This is a genomic window from Nocardia sp. CC227C (genome assembly GCF_030767025.1).
In the GTDB taxonomy this organism is placed as follows: domain Bacteria; phylum Actinomycetota; class Actinomycetes; order Mycobacteriales; family Mycobacteriaceae; genus Nocardia.
This window is the reverse complement of sequence record NZ_JASITE010000019.1, coordinates 13202-35694: the sequence shown is the minus strand read 5'-3', so window position 1 is coordinate 35694 and position 22493 is coordinate 13202. Positions and strand designations below refer to the sequence as shown.

21 protein-coding genes are annotated in these 22493 nt (G+C 68.7%); 11 read left to right on the top strand and 10 right to left on the bottom strand.

Features of this window, described 5'->3' with window-relative positions; genetic code table 11:
* Positions 1 to 7 precede the first annotated feature (7 nt).
* Both QMO76_RS29920 and QMO76_RS29915 read left to right on the top strand, forming a co-directional pair.
* On the top strand, positions 8 to 514 hold the full coding sequence (locus tag QMO76_RS29920) for a sigma-70 family RNA polymerase sigma factor (RefSeq protein WP_306364699.1): 507 nt from the start codon (positions 8 to 10) through the stop codon (positions 512 to 514).
* Complete coding sequence (locus QMO76_RS29915) at positions 511 to 1239, top strand: zf-HC2 domain-containing protein (protein WP_306364698.1); 729 nt, start codon at positions 511 to 513, stop codon at positions 1237 to 1239. Before QMO76_RS29920 ends, QMO76_RS29915 begins: the two co-directional genes overlap by 4 nt.
* Positions 1240 to 1377: 138 nt before the next feature.
* Here the strand turns inward: QMO76_RS29915 and QMO76_RS29910 are convergent, their stop codons facing one another.
* Complete coding sequence (locus QMO76_RS29910; protein WP_306364697.1) at positions 1378 to 1887, bottom strand: EXLDI protein; 510 nt, start codon at positions 1885 to 1887, stop codon at positions 1378 to 1380.
* Positions 1888 to 2051: 164 nt separating this feature from the next.
* Between QMO76_RS29910 and QMO76_RS29905 the strand changes: the two genes are divergently transcribed.
* From QMO76_RS29905 to QMO76_RS29890, 4 genes are read left to right on the top strand one after another with little or no spacing between them, the layout of a single operon-like run.
* Positions 2052 to 3782, top strand: a complete 1731-nt coding sequence (locus QMO76_RS29905) for a thiamine pyrophosphate-binding protein (RefSeq protein ID WP_306364696.1) — start codon at positions 2052 to 2054, stop codon at positions 3780 to 3782.
* On the top strand, positions 3779 to 4435 hold the full coding sequence (locus QMO76_RS29900) for an SRPBCC family protein (RefSeq protein ID WP_306364695.1): 657 nt from the start codon (positions 3779 to 3781) through the stop codon (positions 4433 to 4435). Before QMO76_RS29905 ends, QMO76_RS29900 begins: the two co-directional genes overlap by 4 nt.
* 36 nt (positions 4436 to 4471) lie before the next feature.
* A complete protein-coding gene (locus QMO76_RS29895) occupies positions 4472 to 5485 on the top strand; it encodes a 3-oxoacyl-ACP synthase III family protein (RefSeq protein ID WP_306364766.1) in 1014 nt (337 codons plus the stop codon).
* Entirely contained in the window at positions 5482 to 6618 is a 1137-nt protein-coding gene (locus QMO76_RS29890; RefSeq protein WP_306364694.1) for an aminotransferase class I/II-fold pyridoxal phosphate-dependent enzyme, read from the top strand. The genes QMO76_RS29895 and QMO76_RS29890 overlap by 4 nt, the downstream gene beginning before the upstream one ends.
* Here QMO76_RS29890 and QMO76_RS29885 read toward each other — a convergent pair.
* Positions 6572 to 7540 carry a bile acid:sodium symporter family protein gene (locus QMO76_RS29885; RefSeq protein ID WP_306364693.1) on the bottom strand — a complete coding sequence of 323 codons (969 nt, stop codon included), beginning with the start codon at positions 7538 to 7540 and terminating at the stop codon, positions 6572 to 6574. The two genes, QMO76_RS29890 and QMO76_RS29885, sit on opposite strands and share 47 nt — an antisense overlap.
* Positions 7541 to 7659: 119 nt before the next feature.
* Between QMO76_RS29885 and QMO76_RS29880 the strand changes: the two genes are divergently transcribed.
* Positions 7660 to 7956 carry a hypothetical protein gene (locus QMO76_RS29880; protein WP_306364692.1) on the top strand — a complete coding sequence of 99 codons (297 nt, stop codon included), beginning with the start codon at positions 7660 to 7662 and terminating at the stop codon, positions 7954 to 7956.
* On the top strand, positions 7934 to 8320 hold the full coding sequence (locus QMO76_RS29875) for a cupin domain-containing protein (RefSeq protein ID WP_306364691.1): 387 nt from the start codon (positions 7934 to 7936) through the stop codon (positions 8318 to 8320). Before QMO76_RS29880 ends, QMO76_RS29875 begins: the two co-directional genes overlap by 23 nt.
* Before the next feature lie 12 nt (positions 8321 to 8332).
* Here QMO76_RS29875 and QMO76_RS29870 read toward each other — a convergent pair whose 3' ends face one another.
* Entirely contained in the window at positions 8333 to 8743 is a 411-nt protein-coding gene (locus tag QMO76_RS29870) for an SdpI family protein (protein WP_306364690.1), read from the bottom strand.
* Between the two features lie 277 nt (positions 8744 to 9020).
* Here QMO76_RS29870 and leuS point away from each other — a divergent pair, with 277 nt between their 5' ends.
* Positions 9021 to 11918: a leucine--tRNA ligase gene (gene leuS, locus QMO76_RS29865; protein ID WP_306364689.1), complete on the top strand. Its 2898-nt coding sequence runs from the start codon at positions 9021 to 9023 to the stop codon at positions 11916 to 11918.
* Between the two features lie 104 nt (positions 11919 to 12022).
* Here the strand turns inward: leuS and QMO76_RS29860 are convergent, their stop codons facing one another.
* From QMO76_RS29860 to QMO76_RS29840, 5 genes are all read right to left on the bottom strand, one after another.
* Positions 12023 to 13168, bottom strand: a complete 1146-nt coding sequence (locus QMO76_RS29860) for an acyl-CoA dehydrogenase family protein (RefSeq protein WP_306364688.1) — start codon at positions 13166 to 13168, stop codon at positions 12023 to 12025.
* A 48-nt stretch (positions 13169 to 13216) separates the two neighbouring features.
* Positions 13217 to 14176: a diiron oxygenase gene (locus QMO76_RS29855; RefSeq protein ID WP_306364687.1), complete on the bottom strand. Its 960-nt coding sequence runs from the start codon at positions 14174 to 14176 to the stop codon at positions 13217 to 13219.
* A gap of 119 nt (positions 14177 to 14295) precedes the next feature.
* Positions 14296 to 15003, bottom strand: a complete 708-nt coding sequence (locus tag QMO76_RS29850) for a TetR/AcrR family transcriptional regulator (protein WP_306364686.1) — start codon at positions 15001 to 15003, stop codon at positions 14296 to 14298.
* A 34-nt stretch (positions 15004 to 15037) separates the two neighbouring features.
* Positions 15038 to 15838 (bottom strand): polysaccharide deacetylase family protein, encoded by an 801-nt coding sequence (locus QMO76_RS29845; protein WP_306364685.1) that lies wholly within the window; start codon positions 15836 to 15838, stop codon positions 15038 to 15040.
* A gap of 475 nt (positions 15839 to 16313) precedes the next feature.
* Positions 16314 to 17021, bottom strand: coding sequence for an SDR family oxidoreductase (locus QMO76_RS29840; RefSeq protein ID WP_306364684.1), 708 nt, complete (start codon positions 17019 to 17021; stop codon positions 16314 to 16316).
* 248 nt (positions 17022 to 17269) lie between these two features.
* On the opposite strand from QMO76_RS29840, the gene QMO76_RS29835 reads away from it, so the two are divergent.
* Together QMO76_RS29835 and QMO76_RS29830 are read left to right on the top strand one after the other, a co-directional pair.
* A complete protein-coding gene (locus QMO76_RS29835; protein ID WP_306364683.1) occupies positions 17270 to 18607 on the top strand; it encodes a glycogen debranching protein in 1338 nt (445 codons plus the stop codon).
* 86 nt (positions 18608 to 18693) lie between these two features.
* On the top strand, positions 18694 to 19437 hold the full coding sequence (locus tag QMO76_RS29830; RefSeq protein WP_306364682.1) for a glycoside hydrolase family 25 protein: 744 nt from the start codon (positions 18694 to 18696) through the stop codon (positions 19435 to 19437).
* A gap of 24 nt (positions 19438 to 19461) precedes the next feature.
* On the opposite strand, the gene QMO76_RS29825 is transcribed toward QMO76_RS29830, so the two are convergent.
* Positions 19462 to 21513 carry a PhoX family phosphatase gene (locus tag QMO76_RS29825; protein ID WP_306364765.1) on the bottom strand — a complete coding sequence of 684 codons (2052 nt, stop codon included), beginning with the start codon at positions 21511 to 21513 and terminating at the stop codon, positions 19462 to 19464.
* Positions 21514 to 21651: 138 nt separating this feature from the next.
* On the bottom strand, positions 21652 to 22377 hold the full coding sequence (locus tag QMO76_RS29820; RefSeq protein ID WP_306364681.1) for an amino acid ABC transporter ATP-binding protein: 726 nt from the start codon (positions 22375 to 22377) through the stop codon (positions 21652 to 21654).
* Between the last annotated feature and the right edge of the window lie 116 nt (positions 22378 to 22493).

Here is a 22493-nt window from a genome sequence, read left to right as displayed (position 1 = left end):
GCATCCGATGCCCGAGGAACAGGCCGAACTGCTGCGGGTGCTCTATGACGAGCACGCCACGGCGCTGTGGCGCTACACCTACGGACTCGTCGGCGATCCGGGCCGCGCCGAGGACATCGTGCAGGAAACCCTGCTGCGCGCTTGGCAGCGGCCCGCGGTGCTGGATCAGTCCACGCATTCGGCCCGCGCGTGGCTGTTCACGGTCGCCCGGCATCTGGCGGTGGACGAGTACCGCAGTGCCCGCAATCGACGGGAGTTCCGGATGGACCATCCGCCGGAGCAATCGGTGGCGGATCAGGCGGACCGCACGCTGGACGGCTGGCTGGTGGCCGACGCCCTGGCGCGGTTGAGTCCGGACCACCGGGCGGTGATCGTGCGCGCCTACTACCGCGGGCTGTCGACGCATCAGATCGCCGCCGAACTGGATATCCCGGAGGGAACGGTGAAGTCCCGCATGCACTACGGGATGCGGGCGCTACGACTGGCGCTACAGGAGATGGGGGTGACCAAGTGACGGAAACAGTGGCGGGACGGGAGCCCTGCGCTGCCTACGAAACCTGGGACGGTCCGTATGTCCTGGGCGCGCTCACCCGTGACGAACGCCGCGACTACGAGGAACACCTGGCCGGATGCGACCACTGCCGCGCGGCGGTGACCGAACTGGCGGGGCTGCCCGGCCTGCTCGCCCTGGTGACCGACGAGACCGCCGAGGCCATCGCCACCGCGGACACACCCGCGGACGCCGTGCCGCCGCCACCGGATCGGCTGCTGCCCGGCCTGGCCGCGCGGGCGCGCGGGGAGCAGCGCCGCGCGCGGCTGCGGTCCATCGGCGGCGCGCTCGTGGCCGCCGCCGCGGCGGTGCTGATCGCGGTGCCGGTGACGGCCGCGGTCACCGACCGCGCGGCCGCGCCCGTCCAGCAGGTGGTGGCGCAGGGGCCGCTGGAGTCACCGGACCCGATCCCGATCACCGCGACCTTCGAACTGCTCGCGGTGAACGGGGAATCGCGCGTGGACATGTGGTGCGCCTACGCGGCCAGCGATTACGCCTATCGGTGGCAGCTGTCGCTGTGGGTGGTGCGCACGGACGGCACCGAGTCCAAGCTGGCGGAGTGGACCGCCGCGCCGGGCCGGGAATTCACCCCGGACGGAACGACTTCCGTCCCCCCGGACCGGTTACGGACCATCGAGGTGCGCGACGACGCGGGCCGGGTACTGCTGTCGGCGACGCTGGGACGGTAGCCACACAGCACGGAACCCCCGTGCCGACAGGGGGTTCCGCGTTGTCGGTCAGTTCGCTCGCCTGCGATACAGCGAGTCGGACCAGAAGTATGGGCTGTTCAGTTGGGGCGGAGGTGTTGGGGCGGAGGAGTTCTCGACTCAGATGTCGAGGTCTTCCACCGGCGGCCGATCTGCGATGTCGGCGACGCGCCGATAGAGCTGCGCCGGGAGCAGTTCCTTCAGCTCCCCGACGGTGTCCACGATGGTCAGGGTGTAATCGCCCCAGTCCGGGTCGCCGACGCCGAACATGCGCCGCCAGCTCTTCATGTCCTTCAGCGATCCGGTGACCATGTCGTCCCAGTTGGCGACGTGGTCGTGGGCGACGAATTTGCCTTTGCGGCTGCGGTATACCCGCACGTGCCGCTGCGCGGTGTCGTCCATATCGCGCCATTCACCCAGCAGTGCACCGGAGAAGCGGACCTGGCGCACACCGTTGTGCCCCACGGGGAGCACGGTCTCCTCGAAGCCCTCGAGCCGCCCCTCCTCCAGTTCGATGTAGCGACGCAGTGCCGTCACGATCGCACCGGACAGATTGCCGCCGACCAGTTCCTGAGCGCGGCTGAACAGCGTCAGGTCGCCATCGGATACGTAGATCGTCTTGTTCGGCATGGCTTCACTATACGTAGACGTATATGTACACACAAGACCTGGCGTATTCGCCCCGGTCGAAGCGCTCATAGTGCAGTGTTGAACCACCCGGTGATCGGCTTCGTATCTCCGTACACGCGGCGGGCACCGGCTCTCGACAGCCCGCCGGCATCGAGAGGACGTGTATGGACAGCGGGGCCCGGGTCGCCGACTACCTGGTTCGAGCCGTTTCGCGACTGGGGATCCGGCATCTGTTCGGTGTGGACGGCGCGAATATCGAAGACCTCTACGATGCCGTGTTCGACCACAACGCCGCCCTGGACCACGATGCCGCAGACCGCCGCGCACCGCTCACCGCCGTGGTCGCCAAACACGAATTCTCCGCCGCCACCATGGCCGACGGCTATGCCCGCTCCACCGCCGGACTCGGCGTGGTCGTCGCGACCTCCGGGGGCGGCGCGGTGAATCTGGTTGCCGGGCTGGCCGAATCCTTCGCCTCCCGGGTCCCCGTCCTCGCACTCGTCGGGCAGCCCCCGACGGTCCTGGAAGGCAAGGGCGCCTTCCAGGACTCCAGCGGTCGCGCGGGGGCATTCGACGCCGTGCGGTTGTTCTCACCCCTCACCCGCTACTGCGCGCGCGTCGAATCCCCCGCCGACCTCCCGGCGCAGCTGCACGACGCGGTGGCGGCGGCCCGGTCCGGCGGGCCCGCGGTGCTGTTGCTGCCCAAGGACATTCAGCAGGCCCGGCTGTCGACGCCACCCGAGTTCCAGCCGCCCGCACGGACGCACCGCCGCGATCGCGACGCACTGGAGCGGGTGCGACGGGCACTGCGCACCGCCCGCGCCACCGGCAAGGTGGTGATCGTCGCCGGTGACCAGGTCGCCCGCGACGACGCACGAGACGAATTGGCCCGGCTCGCACGCCTGCTCGACGCCTCGGTCGGCGTCGCGCCCGACGCCAAGGACGTCTACGACCACCACGAGCCCGGCTACTGCGGGGTGGCGGGCAGCATGGGGCATCCCGAACTGCTCGACGCCGTCCACCGGGCGGAACTGTGCCTGCTCGTCGGCACCCGGATGCCGATCACGGCACGGGCCGGAATGGAGGACGCGCTGGGCGCGCTCACCGTGGCCAGCATCGGCGCGGAGGCCCCGTTCCTGACCAGCCTGCACGCACACAGCACGGAACTGGCGTCCACGCTCGCGGACCTGTGTGACGACTTCGCCCACCCCACGGGCGATCTCGGCTCCGGTGGCGCGCAGCCGCGGGTGAACGCGCTCACCGCGCTCGACGTACCCCCTTCCGACGGACCGGGCCTGCGGTATCGCGCCATCGTCGAGACCCTCAACGACGCGCTGCCGGACGGCACCGACGTCTTCGCCGACGCCGGCAATACCGGCGCGTCGGTGGTCCACCATCTGCGCATGCCGCGCGGCGGCCGCTTCACCGTCGCGCTGGGTATGGGCGGTATGGGCTACGCGTTCGGAGCCGGAATCGGTTCCGCCTTCGCCCGGTGCCGCCGCGCCGACGGCGGGGTGCGGCACACCGTCGTCATCGCCGGCGACGGCGCGTTCTTCATGCACGGCATGGAGATTCACACCGCCGTCGAACACCGGCTGCCCATCACCTTCGTGGTGCTCAACAACAACGCGCACGCCATGTGCATCACTCGCGAACAGCTCTTCTACGGAGACCGCTACAGCTACAACCGCTTTCAGCCCGCCGATATCGGGGCGGGGGTGGCCGCCATGTTCCCCGGGCTGCGCACCCACCGACCCACCACCCTCGACGACCTGGGCGCGACGCTGCGCCGGTGCGTCGACACGCCGGGGCCCTCGTTCGTGGCCGTGGACTGCGATCCGGACGAGATTCCCCCGTTCACCCCCTTCCTGACCGATTCGAGGAGGCTCCCGTGACCACCGCCCTGCCCGCTCTCAGCGACATTCCGGAGGAGGTGGTGCCCGGAGTGCTGCGGATCGAGAACTCCGACCGGGAGGCCACCACGCCGATCATCATGGACATGCTGCGGTCGGTGTATCCGCACGATCAGATCTTCGGGCAGTACTGTCCGGTACAGGACTACATCGCCGCGCCGCCCCGCGAGGTCTACGAATACCTCGCTGACACCAGGAGTCTGGAGGAGTGGACCTACAGCCTGCGCGGCTTCACCGAGACCGATGAGCCGGGGCTGTGGCTGGCCGCCGACCGGTTGGGACCGAATACCAGGATCTACACCCGCACCGTCGCCAACCCGGACGCCATGACGGTGGACTACCACTGCGCCTGGGATCAGGGCGAACACCTGTGGATGATCTATCTGATGCGGGTGGTCGACGCCCAGGTGGTGTTGAACAAGCCGGGATCGGTGGTGCTGTGGACGAACTGCCGCCACCCGTTCTACGACGAGAACCCCTATCCGGAGGCCGCGCCCGCGGGACGCACGGTCTGGGTGGGCGACTTCTGGGAGATGTTCTCCGCCGGGCACAAGCTCGAACTCGACAACCTCAAGGCGATCTGCGAATACCGTGCCGCGCACGGCCTGCCGATCAAGCCCGACTGGATGATGTGAGGCACCACGATGGATTTCACCGATCCCGCACTCGCCATGCCGCCGGTCAGCCTGGTGGACGTGTCCAGCTATCTGCCCGGCGACCCGGTCGGCACCGAGTACTTCACCCGGTTCTCCCGTTCGGAGCGGATGGCGAAGAACGTCATGTTCCGCGCGCCGCGCGCCCGCCATCACGTCGACCGTGACGAGACGGCGGTGGACATGGTGGAGCGGGCCGTGTCGCCGCTCATCGAACGCCATGGGCGCGAATACATCTCGTCCGTCGACATCCTGCTCACCCACACCCAGCTGCCGGACAATCCCGTACTGGGGGCCGGTCCCGAGGTCGCGCGGCGGCTGGGCATGCGGCCCAAGCATGTGATCGACGTGCACAACGGCGGCTGCGCGGCCTTCGTGCACATGATGTCGCTGGCGCGAGACCTCATGCGCGCCACCGACTCCCGCACCGCGCTCATCGCCGCCACCCAGAACTGTGCGGGGCCGGTGTTCACCCAGACCGAGATTCGTGGCAAGGCGCAGGCCCCGGTGCCCGGGGACGGCTGCGGCGTGGGCCTGCTGGTGCAGGACAACAGCGCGCCGATTCTGGACATCGAGTGCCGCACCTATCCCGAATTCGCCGGGGACATGGACTTCTCCACCGGTTCGGAGCGCAAGTACTGGGAGCCGGGCGAGGGGCAGGGCTGTGTGGCCTTCAGCGAATCCAAGATCACCAAGGTGTTCGCGCGCGGCAACCGGCTGGTGCCCGAGGTGGCGCTGGCCGTCTGCGACCGCATCGGGGTGAAGGGCCGCGATATCGACACCTTCGTCACCAATCAGCCCAACCGGCTGTTCCTGCGCAACTGGCACGACGCGTTGGAACTGCCCGCCGAGCGCCATCCCGACACCTTCGACGAATGCGGAAACCTGTTCGCCGCGGCCATTCCCGTCACCCTCGACGTGGAGCAGCGGGCGGGGCGGCTGCGGCCCGGATCGGTGGTGCTCATGTCGGCCTTCGCCCATGCCGGTGACTTCGCGGGCGCGGCCGCCGTGCGCTGGGGCGCGGTCGGATGACCGCCCTGCCGGTGTCCGGCACCCCGGAACGCCCGGGTGGCGCACCGGTCCGCTACGACCTGAGTCTGAGCGAGAATCCCTTTCCCCCACTGCCTTCGGTACTGCGGGCGCTGAGCGAGGAGCTGCCGCGGACGAATCTGTACCCGGAGTTCGAGCCGCGGCGGCTGCCGCGGCTCGTCGCCGAGCACGTGGGGGTGACGCCGGAACAGGTGGTGGTCGGTACCGGAGCCACCGGGGTGACCATGCAGATCATGCAGACCCTGGCCGCTCCCGGGCGTCGCATCGTGTTCGCGACGCCCACCTTCGACGGCTACCCGATCATGGCCGCCATGACCGGGCTGGAATCGGTGGGCATACCGCTGGATTCGTCCGGTCGGCAGCGCCTGTGGGAGCTGGTCGCGGCGATCGACGACCGGACCGCGCTGGTGGCGGTGTGCCGTCCGCACAATCCGACCGGCACCGTGGTCTCCGCCAGTGAGCTGAAGGCGTTCCTGCACGCGGTGCCCGCCCGGATACCGGTGATCCTGGACGAGGCGTACGTCGAATTCCTCGGGGCGGCCGAAGTTCTCGACGTGGTCGAGCTGGTCCGGCGACATCCGAACCTGCTCGTGCTGCGCACCTTCTCCAAGGCGTACGGACTGGCCGGGCTGCGCATCGGCTACGCCTTCGGGTCCGAGGAACTCGTGCGCCGGGTGCGGCGGCTGCAATTGCCGTTCGGGATGCCGAGCAGTGCGGTGGCGGCGGTGGCGGCCTCCTATGCCGCGGCCGACGAACTCGCCGTGCGCGTCCTGCGCATCACCACCGAGCGGGAACTGCTGCGTACCCGGCTGCGCCGCAGCGGTATCCGGGTTCCGCGCGGCAGCGGCAACTTCCTGTACCTGCCCGGCGACGGCGTCGCGGCCGCGCTGGCGCGGGCCGGGATCGTGGCAAAACGCTATCCGGACGGCAGCGCGCGCATAGCGGTCGGCGAGCCCGCGGCCGGACGGGCGGTGCTGCGGGCGCTCACCCGGGGCCCGGGCGCGCCGCGCCGACCGCTCTCGCCCGAGGACAGCATCCGCGCCCGCACCGTACACGCGACCGACGAACTCAGTCGGCGGTCCGCGCCCACCGTTGCGCCAGGGCCGCGCAGGTGATCAGCTGCACCTGGTGGAAGATCATGAGCGGCAGCACGATCAGGCCGACCGGCGCGCCCGCGAAGAGCACCGTGGCCATGGGCAGCCCCGTGGCCAGGCTCTTCTTCGAACCGCAGAACACCACCACGATGCGGTCGGCCCGATCGAACTTCGCGAGATCGGCCACGAAGGCCGTGGCCACCAGCACGATGGCCAGCAGCACGCAGCACACCGCGATGAGTCCCACGATCCGCCACGGCGACATGGACTGCCAGATGCCCTCCACCATGCCCGCGCTGAACGCGCTGTAGACCACCAGCAGGATCGAGCCGCGGTCCACCAGTTTGGTGGACTCGGCGTGGCGCGCCAGCCATCCGGAGATCCGGGGCCGCAGCAGTTGCCCGAGCAGGAACGGCGCCAGCAGTTGCAGCACGATGTCCACGATCGCGCCGAGATCCACCTCGGCCTGGCCGGTGGTGTTCATGAGCAGGATCACCAGCGCCGGGGTCAGGAAGACACCCAGCAGATTCGACAGGGTGGCACTGACGATGGCACCGGCCAGATTCCCCTTGGCGATGGCGGTGAACGCGATCGAGGACTGCACCGTGGACGGCACCAGCGTCAGGAACAGCAACCCCGTGTACAGGTCCTCGGTGAGCACGGTGGGCACCAGCACGTGGGCCGCCAAACCGAGCAGTGGGAACAGCACGAAGGTACAGGCGAGCACGGTGAGGTGCAGCCGCCAGTGGGTGAGACCGGCCAGCGCCTCGGGCGGGTGCAGGCGAGCGCCGTACAGCAGGAACAGCAATGCGATGGCAATCTTGGTCAGCCAGCCCACCACCTCCGCGCCGTCACCCCGGGCCGGAAAGACGCTGGCCAGGACGACTACCGCGAATATCGACAGGATGAACCCGTCGATGTAGAACTTGCTGAGAAATCGCACCGGTCGAGATTAGTCCCGGATGTCGGGCCACTCGGCCGCGGAGGTTGGAAATGATGCGTGAGTGCTAATGTCAATATGAGTTAGCTGACAGGAACCGACTGCTTCAGAGAGGAACACCGATGACGACAGCTCACGCGGTTCACGAAGTACACGACCATCAGCACGGCCCCGATTGCGGGCACGTCGCAGTTCCGCACGGCGACCACACCGACTACGCCCACGACGGCCATCTGCACCGCGCCCACGACGGACACTACGACGAATGCGAGCCCGCCGGGCACACCGCGCACGACGCCCACGACCACACCCACGGCGAGGGCTGCGGCCACGTGGCCGTGCCGCACGGCGACCATGTGGACTACGTTCACGACGGCCACCGCCACGCCGCGCACGATGGGCACTACGACGAGCACTGAGTACCGACCGAATCCCGCGCCCGCGACGGGGACGGCCAGTCGCGAACTGGTCCGCTTCACCCTCGCCGGGCGCGATTTCGTATTGCGCCGCACGATCGTCCAACCCGGTGGCCACAGCGGCTGGCACTATCACGACGGAACGCTGTTCGTGCTGGTCACCGGGGGCGACCTCGATCACCCGTGGACCGACTGCGTCCCGCTGACGCACCGGCGCGGACGCATCTTCAAGGAACCGGGCGGCCCGGAGAACGCGCATCTGGCACGCAATCTCGGCACCAGGCCGCTGACCCTGACCGTCCTCTACGTCAATCCGGCGGGCAGTCCGCTGTCGCGGAGCATCCCGCCGCCGCCCTGCGCGCGCTGAGCGGCGGGACAATCAGCGCGCGGCGGGCTCGCAGGCGTCGCGCAGCGAGCAGGAGCCGCAGGCGCTGCCGCAGCCGCCGATCTCCTCGGCCGGGGCGAGCCCCTCGATGGCCTGGGCGGCGGCATTGGCGCCCGCGCCCAGGGTGAGGAAGGCGATCGCCACCGTGCCGACCGGCACCAGAAGCCCGGCGAGACCACCGGTGACCAGCGCCACCACCCCGCCCGCGGCGAGCAGGATCCCGGCCCCGACGGACGTGGGTCCGGCCACCCGATTGGCCAGCCGGAAGGCTTCCTCCGAGGCCAGCGCCTCGTCGGTGTGCACACCGAAGTAACGGTTCCCGGGCAGTTTGCCGGTCAGACCGAGCACCCCGGTGACGACGGCTACCGCCGCCAACACGAACAGGATCAATGCCACCACGAACACCCGAGCAGGCTATCAGCGCCACCGGCCACCCCAGCGCCCGCCGCGTGTGAGGCACACCTCCCGCCCCCGGCGGTCACGCCCTCGACAGCGTTGAAACACCGTCCCACCAGCAGCCTCGTCATCGGCCGCAGTGCAACCCCGCTGGTTCGCGGCGCGTCTCGGTTCTGGATCGACCGGAGCGGCGGAGCGAAGCGGAGGGCGAATTGGACACAGCAGGGCCACGCTTTACCCTGGTGAACGACCTTATCGGGGATCGGCTAGAGCAGAGGGCAGGACCGTGCAGGACACTCGTGCGACCGACAGCACCGGCACCATCGAAGCCGGGAACGGAGACGTGCCCGCACACCGCTACAACGCCGACCTCGCGGGACGGATCGAACGCAAGTGGCAGGGCAACTGGCAGGAGCGCGGGACCTTCCACGCGCCCAATCCGGTCGGTCCGCTGGCGGGCGACACCCCGGCCGACAAGCTGTTCATCCAGGACATGTTCCCCTACCCGTCGGGCGCGGGCCTGCATGTCGGCCACCCGCTGGGCTATATCGCCACCGACGTCTTCGCCCGCTACCACCGCATGCACGGCCGGAATGTGCTGCACGCCCTGGGCTACGACGCCTTCGGCCTGCCCGCCGAGCAGTACGCGGTGCAGACGGGCGCGCATCCGCGCGTGACCACCGAATCGAATATCGCCACCATGCAGCGGCAGCTGGACCGGTTGGGCCTGGGCCACGACCGCCGCCGCTCCTTCGCCACCACCGATCCCGAGTACTACAAGTGGACGCAGTGGATCTTCCTGCGCATCTACAACGCCTGGTACGACGAGCGGCTGGGCAAGGCCCGCCCGATCGACGAGCTGATCGCGGAATTCGAGGCCGGTTCGCGCACCGCCGAGGGCCGCGCGTGGGCCGAGCTGACCGCCGCCGAGCGCGATGCCGTGATCGACTCGTATCGGCTGGTCTACCAGACGGATTCGGTGGTCAACTGGTGTCCGGGCCTGGGCACGGTGCTGTCCAACGAGGAGGTCACCGCCGACGGCCGCTCCGAGCGCGGCAACTTCCCGGTGTTCCGCAAGCGCCTGTGGCAGTGGATGATGCGCATCACCGCGTACTCCGACCGCCTGGTCGACGATCTGGACGAGCTGGACTGGCCGGAGAACGTGAAGGCCATGCAGCGCAACTGGATCGGGCGGTCCCGGGGCGCGCAGGTCAAGTTCGAGGCGAACACCGCGTCCGGCGCGGCCGACACCATCGAGGTGTTCACCACCCGGCCCGACACCCTGTACGGCGCGACCTATGTGGTGCTGGCCCCCGAACACGAACTGGTGGACCGGCTGACCGCCGCCGAGTACGACGCGGGCACCGACCCGCGCTGGACCTTCGACTCCGCCAACCCCGCCGAAGCCGTCGCGGCCTACCGCAAGTCGATCGCCGCCAAATCGGATCTGGAGCGGCAGGAGAACAAGGAGAAGACCGGCGTCTTCCTGGGCTCGTACGCCACCAACCCGGTGAACGGCGCGCACGTGCCCGTCTTCATCGCCGACTACGTGCTGAGCGGCTACGGCACCGGCGCGATCATGGCGGTGCCCGGTCACGATCAGCGCGACTGGGAGTTCGCCACCGCCTTCGGCCTGCCCATCGTGGAGGTGATCGCGGGCGGCGACATCGCCCAGGGCGCGTACGCCGGCGACGGACCGCTGGTGAACTCCGGTCCGCTGGACGGTATGGACGTGGAGGCCGCCAAGGCCGCCGTCGTCGAGCGGCTGGAGGCCGACGGGCACGGGCACGGCAAGATCCAGTACAAGCTGCGCGACTGGCTGTTCGCCCGGCAGCGCTACTGGGGTGAGCCCTTCCCCATCGTGTACGACGAGGACGGCCGGCCGCACGCACTGCCGGAATCCATGCTGCCGGTGACCCTGCCGGATATCGAGGACTTCGCGCCGGTCACCTTCGACCCCGACGACGCCGACTCGGAGCCGTCGCCGCCGCTGGCCAAGGCCACCGACTGGGTGCATGTGGAGCTGGATCTGGGCGACGGCCCGAAGCGCTACCGCCGCGACACCAATGTCATGCCCAACTGGGCGGGCAGCTCCTGGTACCAGCTGCGCTACGCCGACCCCACCAACGCCGAGGCGTTCTGTGCGCCGGAGAACGAGAAGTACTGGCTGGGGCCGCGCACCGCCGAACACGGCCCGAAGGATCCGGGCGGCGTGGACCTGTACGTGGGCGGTGTGGAGCACGCGGTGCTGCACCTGCTGTACGCGCGGTTCTGGCAGAAGGTGCTGTTCGATCTGGGTGACGTGTCCGGTTCCGAGCCGTACCGCCGCCTGTTCAACCAGGGCTACATCCAGGCGTACGCCTACACCGACGAGCGCGGGGCCTACATCCCGGCCGCCGAGGTGGTGGAACGGGACGGGAAGTTCTTCTGGACGCCGCCCGCGGCGGACGGAGAGTCCGGCGTCGAGGTCGAGGTGTTCCAGGAGTACGGCAAGATCGGCAAGTCGCTGAAGAACGCCATCTCCCCCGACGAGATGTGCGACCTGTACGGCGCCGACACCTTCCGCTTCTACGAGATGTCCATGGGACCGCTGGACACCTCGCGCCCCTGGGCCACCAAGGACGTCGTCGGCGCGCACCGCTTCTTGCAGCGGGTGTGGCGACTGGTGGTGGACGAGGAGACCGGCGCGGCCAAGGTCACCGATGCCGAACCGTCGGGCGAGACGCTGCGGCTGCTGCACAAGACCATCGCCGGGGTGGACGACGACTACGCCAACCTGCGCGACAACACCGCGGGCGCGAAGCTGATCGAGCTGACCAACCATCTGACCAAGCACTACCCGAACGGTGCGCCGCGCGCCGTGGCGGAACCGCTGGTGCTGATGCTGGCCCCGATGGCCCCGCATATCGCCGAGGAACTGTGGGAGCGCCTGGGGCACACCACCGCCCTGGCGCACGGACCGTTCCCGGTCGCGGATCCCGCACTGCTGGTGGCGGATTCGGTCGAGTACCCGATCCAGGTCAACGGCAAGGTCCGCTCCCGCGTCTCGGTCCCCGCCGACGCCGACAATGCCGCCGTGCAAGCGGCCGCGCTGGCGGACGAGAAGATCGCGGAACTGCTGGGCGGCAAGCAGCCCCGCAAGGTGATCGTGGTGCCGGGCCGCCTGGTGAACGTGGTCGCGTGATCGTTCGGGAGGGCCGCGACGCGGCTCCGTGCCTACGCGTCGCCGACCCGTGCCGGTGACTCCGGCGGTCAGGGCCGCTGTGCTGACCGAACCTGCCGCCGGTGTCACAGGGTGCGAGCGATGATCTCCTTCATGATCTCGTTGGTTCCGGCGTAGATCTTCTGCACCCGATTGTCCACCCACATCCGGGCAATGGGATATTCGGTCATGTAACCGTAGCCACCGTGCAGTTGCAGGCATTCGTCGATATTGGCCATGGCGCGATCCGACGTCCACCATTTGGCCATGGCGACCGTGGCGATATCGAGTTCGCCGCGGATATGCCGAGCGACGCAGTCGTCGGTGAACACCCGCATGATGCGAGCTTCGGTGGCGACTTCCGCCAGCGTGAATCTGGTGTTCTGGAACGAGAACAGCGGTTTACCGAACGCCTGGCGCTGCTTGGTGTAGGCCACCGTCCGAGTCAGCGCGCTCTCCACAGCGGCGGTGGAGCCGACGGCGAGGATGAGGCGCTCCTGTGGCAGCTGTTGCATGAGCTGCACGAACCCTTGCCCCTCGGATTCGCCGAGCAGATTGGTGACGGGAACGCGCACGGCGTCGAAGAACAGCTCGGAGGTGTCCTGGCCGCGCTGGCCGATCTTGTCCAGCACGCGGCCGCGCCGGAAGCCGGGGCGATCACCCTCGACGAGTATCAGGGAGATCCCCGCGGCGCCGTCACCACCGGTCTTGGCCACCACGATGATCAGGTCGGCCTGACTTCCATTGGTGATGAACGTCTTCGAGCCGTCGAGCACGTACTCGTCGCCTTCGCGGACCGCACGGGTCTTCACGTTCTGCAGGTCCGAGCCGGTACCGGGTTCGGTCATCGCGATGGCCCCGACCACCTCGCCGCTGGCCATCCGGGGCAGCCAGTGCCGCTTCTGCCCCTCGGTGCCGTAGGCGAGCAGGTAGTGCGCGACGATCCCACTGTGCAGCGGCGCGCCCCACGAGGAATCGCCGATGCGGGCCTGCTCCTCGATCAGCACCGCCTCATGTGCGAAAGTTCCACCGCCGCCGCCGTATTCCTCGGGGATGGACATGCACAGCAGACCGAGGCTCCCCGCTCGCGACCAGAGGTCGCGGTCGACGTGGTGCTGCTCGATGAACCGCTCCATACGCGGCTCGAGTTCCTTCTCGCAGAACGATCGAGCCAGCTCACGCAGGCTGTCCAGGTCTTCGTCCAGCCAACTGGATCGGTAGGTAGTCGTCATGCCGGGTAGTGGTTCCTCACTGTGTCAACGGGGTTCGGTGGAGCGTGCTCACCGGGCGGGTTCGCTGCGGTATCGCGACGGTTTGCCATCAATGCGGCACAGCTTCCAGAGCAACCGGGCTACTGGGTTCATGAGGTTCAGTTCCTCGGCCAGCATGCGCACGTCGGCGAAGGAGTCACGCAGCGTCCTCCGCCCCTGCGGGCTGCGCCAGAAGACGTCACGGACCACCGCGCGCGGCACATCGCAGTCGGTGCGGAATTTGCGCGTGGGCACCGCGATGAGATCGCAGATGATGCGCATGGTGGGCGCGAAAACCAGTGACAGCACGAATCGTTTGACCCGTCCGGCACGCGGCACGTGGTGTTCGAGATACTGATGCGCGAAGCTGATGTGGCGGGCCTCCTCGGCCACGTGGATAGTCATGACCCGCTCCAGCATCGGATGGGTGCGGTCACCGCCCCGCAGCACGTTCTTCTGCGCGTGGTCGATCGGCTCCTCGCCCGCGAGCACCATGACGAAGAACCACTCCGGGAAGATCGAGGCCAGAAAGGGCACCAGCGGTCCGACCACCCGAACCCAGGGCCGCATACCCGGCACGTCGAGGCCGATCCGGTTCACCACCTCCTGAAACATCATGGTGTGGTTGCATTCCTCGATGGCTTCGTGCGTGCAATAGCGGAACTCGGGTGACCCATTGGGCACGGAGAACACGTACTGCATGAGCCCGCGTATGAGGATGTTCTCGAACTGCAGGCCGACCTTGGCGACATTGGCCTGCCGCCACATGCCGATACGGATCCGACGTTCCCGCGACTGCGCCCGATACCAGGGGTGGCCGCCGAAGGGATCGGTGGGCGGCAGGATCCAGCGGTCGTCGTCGGCACGAACCACGAAGTCCTGGACGTCCCAGTCGATATCGAGATAGGGATCGAACCGCTTGTGTACCGATCCGTGGGACAGAGTACTCAGCGCGTCGTTGTAACCGTCCAGTGTCGTGCTGTCCTGCATCGCGTTCTCCCTGACTCAGCGATTGCGACATGATGTCGCGATCATTCGACGGTACAGCTCCGCCCGCCTCCGAAACAAGAGTGATCGCGACACGATGTCGCAATAAGGTTGGCGCGCGGTCAGCCTTCGACCCGCGCGGGCGGGTCGGCCAGCAGTTCGGCGATCGGGCGGTCCGGATCGATCACGAACCCTCGGCTGCGGGCATGTCCGTCGAACAGGTACCAGATCGAATCGGCGAGCAGGCGTGTCACGTCGGCCGCCTCCAGGCCCGCCGGGCGCGTCTCCAGCCACCGGGTCACCGCACCGTCCACCAGGGACAGCACACCGTAGGATGCCGTATCGATCCCCGGGTGATCCAGGCCCACCACACCCGCCGCCAACGTAAACAGCTCCGAGACACGTTGGGCGACAGCTGCTTTCGTACCACCAACCAGCGCTCTACCGGTGGGATCGCCGCTGCCGGGTCCGCGCTCGATCCATGCGTGCAGCCGCTCGTGCCGCGACACCCAGCCGACATAGGTGTCGATGATCCGAAAGACCGTGCCGCGCAGACTCTCGGCCGGGTCGAAATCCGGCATCACCAGTTCGACGACGCCGTGCACCGCGAATTCGCGTATCTTCGCGTCGAGTTCGCGGCGGTCGCTGAAATGCCGATAGATCACCGACCGTTTGACCCCGGCCCGATCGGCGATGAGCTGGAGCGGGATCTCCTCGCCGGGCTCTGACTCCTCGATGAGCGCGATGGCGGCGTCGATGATGGCACGACGGCGCTCGGCATTGTGGCCGCCCCAGCGACCGCCCGTGACCTCCGCCGCGTCCACCACCATCGGTCCAGCATCGCACCCGAACCCGACACCGCGATCAGGAGGGAGGCAGCAGTACGTCGTTCAGGGTGACCATGGACAGGTTGCGTTCGCGGATGATGTCGGTGAGCTGGCCGTAGCAGCGGGTGACCGGGGGGAAGTTGGCGTGGCCGATGACTATCGACTGCGGTTGGAAGTACTTGTGGGCGCATTCGATCAGGTATTGCTCGGTGATCAGGCCGGAGTCGGAGAGGGAGCCGTACCACATGACGGGGACGGTGTAGCCGAGGTCGGCGGCGATGCGGTCGACGGCGGCATTGTGGCGGCCGAAGGGCGGACGGTAGTACGGGGTGCCGTCGACGCCGAAATTGTCGCGGAGGAAGGTTTTCGCGCGCTGGAGCTGGGTGACGGCCGCCGAGGCGGAGACGGCGGTGAGGTCGGCGTGGTCCCAGGTGTGGTTGCCGAGCTGAATCTGGCCGGATTCGACCAGGGGGCGCAGGGTGTTGCGGTGTTGCATCCAGGAGTCGTAGTACGCGGTCACGAAGAAGGTGAAACGTGCTCCGGTGTCCTGTGCGAACTTGATGTACGCACCGACCACCTCGGGGCTCGCGCCGTCGTCGACGGTGAGCGCCATACTGCTGCCAGGGCCGGGCAGGGCGGTGATGACGCCCGCCGGGATCGGGGTCTTGGGTCCGGGCGGCGGCGGTGGCAGCGTACGCGGGGCGGCCGGGGGCGGCGCGGCTGCCGCCGGGATGTCGCCGACCCCGAGCTCCGGCGTGCCGCTGTGCGCCCGCGTGCAGCCGGCCAGGGCGTATGCGGTCCCCGCGGCGAGCAGTCCGAGCAGGTTACGTCGGTCCATACGCGTGATCACTCCGAAGTATCGAGCCAGCCCCAGCAATCCCACAGTTATAGCTCTGAACGGCACCCGACCGCGAGTAACGCGCGGCACGGTCGGCAAGCCGCGCCGGTCGCGCGACCCGCGCGGCACCCACCGCGGCGAACGGGCCAGCGATCAGGCCCCGGCGCACAGCCGAGCCCGCGCACGACAGCCGGGGCACGGCGCGGGCCCGGCACGCGTCAACCCTCCACGCACACCTGAGCCCGGCGCCGGTCGGACGCCAGCGCACAACTCGATCCGACGCCCGGCAAGGCTCGACGCGCAGTCGCGCCCGCACACGACGCAGGCAGCAAGGCGCACCGGCACGGGGTCAGCCCTCGACGCATAACCCCCTCTACGCATAACCTAGTCCGGAAGCGGTCAGATGCCGGTGCACGATTCGATCCGAGGCCCGCTCGGGCACGGCGGGGCTGGCGTGCGACGGCCGCAGGATGCCTCAGCGCGGGATCGGGCGCAGCACGATTTCGGTGGGGTGGGCGTCGCGCGGGGTTTCGATGGCGTTGCGCACCGCGCGCGCCACGGTCGACGGTTCCAGGAATTCGCGCGGCTGGTAGTCGCGGCCCTCCCCCGCCACGATCTCGCGCTGCATATCGGTGTCGATGCGGCCGGGGTGCACGGAGGTGACGCGCAGTGCGGTCTCCTCCAGCCGCAGTGCGTCGGCGAAGGCGCGCAGCCCGAACTTGCTGGCCGCGTACACGCCCCACCCGGCGTTGGCGCGCAGCCCGGCCCCCGAATTGATCAGCACCACATGCCCGTTGGCGGCGCGCAGGGCGGGCAGCAACACCCTGGTCAACTCGGCGACCGCGATCAGGTTGGCCTCCAACGTATTCCGCCACTGCGCCACCGAGGAATCGGCTAAGGTGCCGAGGTCGGCGATCCCGGCATTGTGGACCAACACCGCCAGCCGCTCGATCGGTTCCGCCGCACGGGCAACAGCCTCGTAGTCGGTGAGTTCCACGGGAAACCCGGTAGCGCCGGGCAATTCGCTCAGGATGGGGGCGAGCGACCGCTCGGTGCGCGCACCCAGCAGCAACCGATGCGTGGGCGCGAGTTCGCGCGCGACGGCTGCCCCGAGTCCCCGGCTCGCACCCGTGATGAGCGCCGTCGGACGGTTGTCGCTGCTGCTCGCGTCGGAGGTGGCCATGCGACCACCGTAACGGGGATGGACAGCGGGCGATGATCCCGGTCGACGGCACCGACGGCCCGCGGCGGATGAACGCGGGGGCCGCGGCGACCGCCGTGAACAACGAGCTCCGCCGCGTGTGCATGTCCATTCGCTCCAGACGAAGGCCGACAAGGGTGAACGCTGCCGAACCCGAACCATCCCCGGATCACACCCCCGAACACCGCGTCCACCGCGCATACCTGCCGGTGCCGTCGCAGAATAGGGCGATGACACATCCCGGGTTCACGCCCACCCAGCTCGCGGCCCGCGCCGCCTATCTGCTGCGCGGCAACGATCTGGGCACCATGACCACCGCCGCGCCGAAGCTGTATCCGCACATGTGGAGCTGGGACGCCGCCTTCGTGGCGGTCGGCCTGGCCCCGCTCAGCGTGGAGCGGGCCGTGGTCGAGCTCGACACGCTGCTGTCGGCGCAATGGCGCAACGGGATGATCCCGCACATCGTGTTCGCCAACGGCGTGGACGGGTACTTCCCCGGGCCTGCCCGCTGGGAGTGCCGACGGCTGGCCGCCGACGCCCCCGACGGGCCGGACACCTCGGGCATCACCCAGCCGCCCGTGCACGCCATCGCGGTGCAGCGGATTCTCGACCACTCGCGCCGCCACGGCCGCAGCACCCGCGCGGTCGCCGAGGACTTCCTGCACCGGCGCTGGCCCGACCTCATGCGCTGGCACCGCTGGCTGGCCTACGCGCGCGACCCCAAGCAGCACGGCCGCATCACCATCTACCACGGCTGGGAATCCGGGATGGACAACTCGCCCCGCTGGGACCGCGCCTACGCGAATGTGGTGCCGGGCGATCTGCCGCCCTACCAGCGCGAGGACCTGCACGTGGTGGACGATCCGACGCAGCGGCCCTCCGACCGCGAATACGACCGCTACATGTGGCTGGTCGAGCAGATGCGCCGGGCGGGCTACGACGACTACCAGCTGGCCTCCACCATGAGCTTCGCGGTGGAGGACGTGTTCGTCACCGCCGTCTTCTCGCTGGCCTGCGAGGTGCTGGCCACCATCGGCGACGACTACCGGCTGCCCAACGCCGACGTGCGGGAGCTCTACGAATGGGCCGACTACTTCCGCGCGGGCGTCATCGCCACCACGGACGCGCGCAGCGGGGTGGCCAGGGATTTCGATCTGCGGGCCGGCCGGTGGATCGAGACCGAGACCCTGGCCGTCTTCGCGCCGCTGTTGTGCGGCGGCCTCTCGCGCGACGCCGAGCGGCGGCTGCTGCGGCTGTTCGAGGGTCCGCGCTACTGCGGCCACCCCGATCTGCGCTACGCGCTGCCGCCCTCCACCTCACCGGTGTCCAAGGACTTCCGGCCGCGCGAGTACTGGCGCGGCCCGGTGTGGCCGGTGATGAGCTGGCTGTTCTCCTGGGTGTTCGCGCGCCGCGGCTGGGCCGAGCGGTCCTTCATGCTGCGCGCGGAGGGGCTGCGCCAGGCCGGTGACGGCACCTTCTCCGAGTACTACGAACCGTTCACGGGCGAGGCGCTGGGCAGTATGCAGCAGTCCTGGACGGCGGCCTCGGTGCTGGACTGGCTCGGCTGAGGGCGGCGCTTTGTAGCGAATTCGTAGCGAACACCACGGCGGTGATTCGCACGAGACGCGTCACAGGCGCTCTACTGTCGAGCGGCATGGACCGGAACCACCCGCTCGTGGCCCGTACCCAGCTCGCCGCCGCCCTCGCGCTGGCCGCCCTGCTACCGCTGGGCGGCGCGGCGGCCGCCGCGCCGCACGGCCCCGACGTCTCCTCCTGGCAGCATCCGGGCGGCAGCGGAATCAACTGGTTCGCGGTCCGGGCCGCCGGACACCCTTTCGCCATGGTGAAGGCCACCGAGGGGCTGAGCTATGTGAACCCGTACTTCGTGCCGGACAGTCTCATCATGCGGGCGGCCGGAGTAGCCCGGGGCACATACCATTTCGCGCGCCCCGCGCTGCCGCCCGAACCGCAGGCCGTCTTCTACTCGACGGTTGTGCTGGGGCAGAACGGCCCGCTGGATCTGCCCGCGGTGCTGGACCTGGAGGACTCCGGCGGATTGCCGCCCGCCGCGCTGATCGACTGGACCCGTCGCTACCTGAACACCGTCGAGGCGCTGACCGGTCGGCCGCCGATCATCTATACGGGCGTGCACTTCTGGAAGACGGCCATGGCGAATACCACCGAGTTCACCCGCTATCCGCTGTGGATCGCGGACTACCGCGGCAATGCCGCGCCCGAGGTGCCCGGCGGCTGGCCCACCTGGACCTTCTGGCAGTACACCGATTCGGGCAGTATCTCGGGCATTCCGGGCCCCACCGATATCAATGTGTACAGCGGAGCCCAAGGCGATCTCGGTGCTTTCGCGCGGATGCCGGGCAGCGGCAGCGCGGGCGGATAGCGAGCCCGCGCCGCCGCTGTAGTTTCAGACGCCGATATTGCCGCCGCCCTGCTTCCACACCGCCACGACGGCGGGCCGGGGCTGGGCGGTGCCGCCGTCGGGCCAGTGCGAGGCGGGGTTCTCGACGGAGGCGTCGTCGACCTCGCCCGGATGCTGGACGCTGACCAGCACGCGCTGGTCGGTCACGATCGGACCGCAGGTCTCCGCGCCCACCGGCACGGTGAGGAACTGCTTGGTCTCGCCGCGGCGCTCCCCCTCGAGGGTGACGGCGAAGAGTCCGTCATTGGACTTCAGGGCATTGCCGTCGGTGGAGATCCACAGGTTGCCGTGCGGGTCGAAGGCCAGATTGTCCGGGCAGGAGATGGGGCTGACCTTGGACTTGTCGAAGCCCGCGAAATAGGTGTCGGCGGCCTCGGGATCACCGCAGACCAGCAGCAGCGACCAGGTGAACGCGGTGCCGGTGTGGTCGTCGACGATTTCGAGGACCTGCCCGTTCTTGTTCTGATTGCGCGGGTTGGCCTCGTCGGCTCCGGGCTTGCCGTCGGTGCCGCGCTTGCTGTTGTTGGTCAGCGCCACGTACACCTTGCCGGTCGCGGGGTTCGGCTCGAAGTCCTCGGGGCGGTCCATCTTGGTGGCGCCGACCTTGTCACCGGCGAGCCGGGTGAAGACCGCGACCTCCTCGGCGCTCATACCCTCGACCAGCGACCTGCCCTTGCCGTCCGCGCCGGTCTCCAGCAGCGCAATCCACTGGCCGGAACCGGTGAAGCCGTTGTCCGAGGGCACCTTTCCGCTGCCGTCGATCTGATCCGGGTGGTCGCCGGTCAGTTTCGCGACGTACAGCGTGCCCTCGTCCAGAATGGTCATATTGTGCTTGCGCGCCGCCGCGGTGTTGCCCTGCTGAATCTTCTTGGCGGAGACGAACTTGTACATGTAGTCGAAGCGCTCGTCGTCACCCGAGTACGAGACGACGGTGCCGTCCGGCGTGACGTAGACGGTCGCGGCCTCGTGCTTGAACCGGCCCATGGCGGTGTGCTTGACCGGGGTGGAGGCGGGGTCCCACGGGTCGACCTCGACCACCCAGCCGAAACGGTTGGGCTCGTTGGGTTCCGCGGCCAGGTCGAAGCGCTTGTCGTAGCGCTCCCAGCCGCGCGACTTGTCGTCGTCGCCGCCGATGCCGTAGCGCTTGCCGCGCTCCGCGGCGATCGGGTCGGCGAACTCGCCGGCGAAGTACTGGTTGAAGTTCTCCTCGCCGGAAAGGATGGTGCCCCACGGGGTCACGCCGCCGGCACAGTTGTTGAGGGTCCCCGCGACCTTCAACCCGAAGGCGTCGGCGGAGGTCTTCACCAGATCGCTGCCCGCGGCCGGGCCGGTGAGCTGGAATTCGGAGGTGGCCGTGATGCGGCGGTTGTACTTGCCCATCACGGGGGTGAGCTTGCCGGAACCGGACTCGCCCTCGACTTCGATCACGGTGAGACCGTGTGCGGCCCATTCGATCTCGACCTGCTCGCGGGTCGCGTTCTTGTTGTCGTAGCCCGCGAACATGAACGGGCCGGTGGTGTACTCGTGGCTGGCCACCAGCAGGTAGCTGTTCTCCTGGCCTTCGATGGGCAGCAGCGCCGAGAAGTCGTTGTTGTAACCGAACTGCTTGGCCTGGGCCGCGGCGGTCTGGTTGGCGAAATCGAACTGGGGTGCGTCGGGCAGCACCGGATCGCCCCAGCGGATCACCACGCCCTGCTCGTAGCCCTCGGGCACGGTCACCGCGTCGGCCCTGTTGGGCGCGACCGGGGTGAAGCCGGTGCCGTTCCCGGTGCCGGGGTTGGTCTCGGCGGCATTCTGCACGTCGTCGCCGTCACCGCAGGCTGCCAGCAAACCGGCCGTGCCGGTCGCCAGCACCACGGCCGCACTGCCCTGGAGCATGCGGCGGCGCGACATGGCGGCCACGATGTCGCCGAAGTACTCTCCGGCCGAGGAGTTGGGAACCTCGTGGGCGCAGGCATTGCCGCACTTGTAGCGGCAGGTGACGGCGGCGCGCGACGATGCGCCATCATGCTTCACGAAGAGGGCGAGGGGTTTCAACACTGCATGCTCCCGGGATCGACTTGTCGGGCGCACCGTAACCAGACGAGAAGAGTCGGAGGAGACGAGCAGATGAACAGCCGACCAATTAGGTAGCCCTAAGTTTGCCGGAAGGATGCGGCGCATCCTCCCGGATCGCTAGAGCACCTGGGAGAGGAACTGACGCAGCCGCGGCGTCTCCGCGCTGTCGAAAAGCTGGTCCGGCGTGCCGGTTTCCACCACCTGCCCATGGTCCATGAAGACCACGCGATCGGAAACCGAACGAGCGAAACCCATTTCGTGCGTGACCACCACCATGGACATGCCGTCCCGCGCCAGATCGGCCATCAGGGCGAGCACACCCTTCACCAGCTCCGGATCCAACGCCGAGGTGGCCTCGTCGAAGAACATGAGCTGCGGCTTCATGGCCAGCGCACGGGCGATGGCCACCCGCTGCTGCTGCCCGCCGGACAGATTGGCCGGGCGCACATCGGCTTTGCCGGACAGGCCGACCTTCTCCAGCTGCTCCAGCGCCAGCGTGCGCGCCTGCTCCTTGGACAGCCCGTGCAGCTTGCGCGGACCCAGCTCGATATTCTCCGCGACCGTCTTGTGCGGGAACAGATTGAAGTGCTGGAACACCATGCCGATCTGCTGACGCAGCTTGTCCGGATTCTCGGTGAGCACCGACTTGCAGTCCAGCAGAATGTCGCCCGCGTCCGGCTCGTGCAGCCGGTTGAGCACCCGCAGCAGCGTGGACTTACCCGAACCCGAGGGACCGATCACCGTGGTGGCCTTACCCGCGTCCACGTGGATGTCCACCCCGCGCAGAATATGCGTGCGCCCCAACGTCAGATGCAACCCACTACCCGTCAAAGAGGCACTCATGCCACCGTGTCCTTTCGAGCATGAGCGGGGCGCTCCGTGGTTACGCTCCGCTGCCGCCTCCGCGCCTGACCGCTCATGCTGCTGTGTCCCTTTCGAGCATGAGCGGGGCGCTCCGT

Bases quoted from the DNA above. Each gene is read 5' to 3' on its own strand.
- QMO76_RS29920 (WP_306364699.1), top strand. From the start codon at position 8: ATGCCCGAGGAACAGGCCGAACTGCTGCGGGTGCTCTATGACGAGCAC.
- QMO76_RS29835 (WP_306364683.1), top strand. From the start codon at position 17,270: ATGACACATCCCGGGTTCACGCCCACCCAGCTCGCGGCCCGCGCCGCC.
- QMO76_RS29840 (WP_306364684.1), bottom strand. From the start codon at position 17,021: ATGGCCACCTCCGACGCGAGCAGCAGCGACAACCGTCCGACGGCGCTC.
- QMO76_RS29850 (WP_306364686.1), bottom strand. From the start codon at position 15,003: ATGGTGGTGGACGCGGCGGAGGTCACGGGCGGTCGCTGGGGCGGCCAC.
- QMO76_RS29905 (WP_306364696.1), top strand. From the start codon at position 2,052: ATGGACAGCGGGGCCCGGGTCGCCGACTACCTGGTTCGAGCCGTTTCG.
- QMO76_RS29820 (WP_306364681.1), bottom strand. From the start codon at position 22,377: ATGAGTGCCTCTTTGACGGGTAGTGGGTTGCATCTGACGTTGGGGCGC.
- QMO76_RS29910 (WP_306364697.1), bottom strand. From the start codon at position 1,887: ATGCCGAACAAGACGATCTACGTATCCGATGGCGACCTGACGCTGTTC.
- QMO76_RS29845 (WP_306364685.1), bottom strand. From the start codon at position 15,838: ATGGACCGACGTAACCTGCTCGGACTGCTCGCCGCGGGGACCGCATAC.
- QMO76_RS29860 (WP_306364688.1), bottom strand. From the start codon at position 13,168: ATGACGACTACCTACCGATCCAGTTGGCTGGACGAAGACCTGGACAGC.
- QMO76_RS29830 (WP_306364682.1), top strand. From the start codon at position 18,694: ATGGACCGGAACCACCCGCTCGTGGCCCGTACCCAGCTCGCCGCCGCC.
- QMO76_RS29875 (WP_306364691.1), top strand. From the start codon at position 7,934: ATGGGCACTACGACGAGCACTGAGTACCGACCGAATCCCGCGCCCGCG.
- QMO76_RS29855 (WP_306364687.1), bottom strand. From the start codon at position 14,176: ATGCAGGACAGCACGACACTGGACGGTTACAACGACGCGCTGAGTACT.
- QMO76_RS29880 (WP_306364692.1), top strand. From the start codon at position 7,660: ATGACGACAGCTCACGCGGTTCACGAAGTACACGACCATCAGCACGGC.
- QMO76_RS29890 (WP_306364694.1), top strand. From the start codon at position 5,482: ATGACCGCCCTGCCGGTGTCCGGCACCCCGGAACGCCCGGGTGGCGCA.
- QMO76_RS29895 (WP_306364766.1), top strand. From the start codon at position 4,472: ATGCCGCCGGTCAGCCTGGTGGACGTGTCCAGCTATCTGCCCGGCGAC.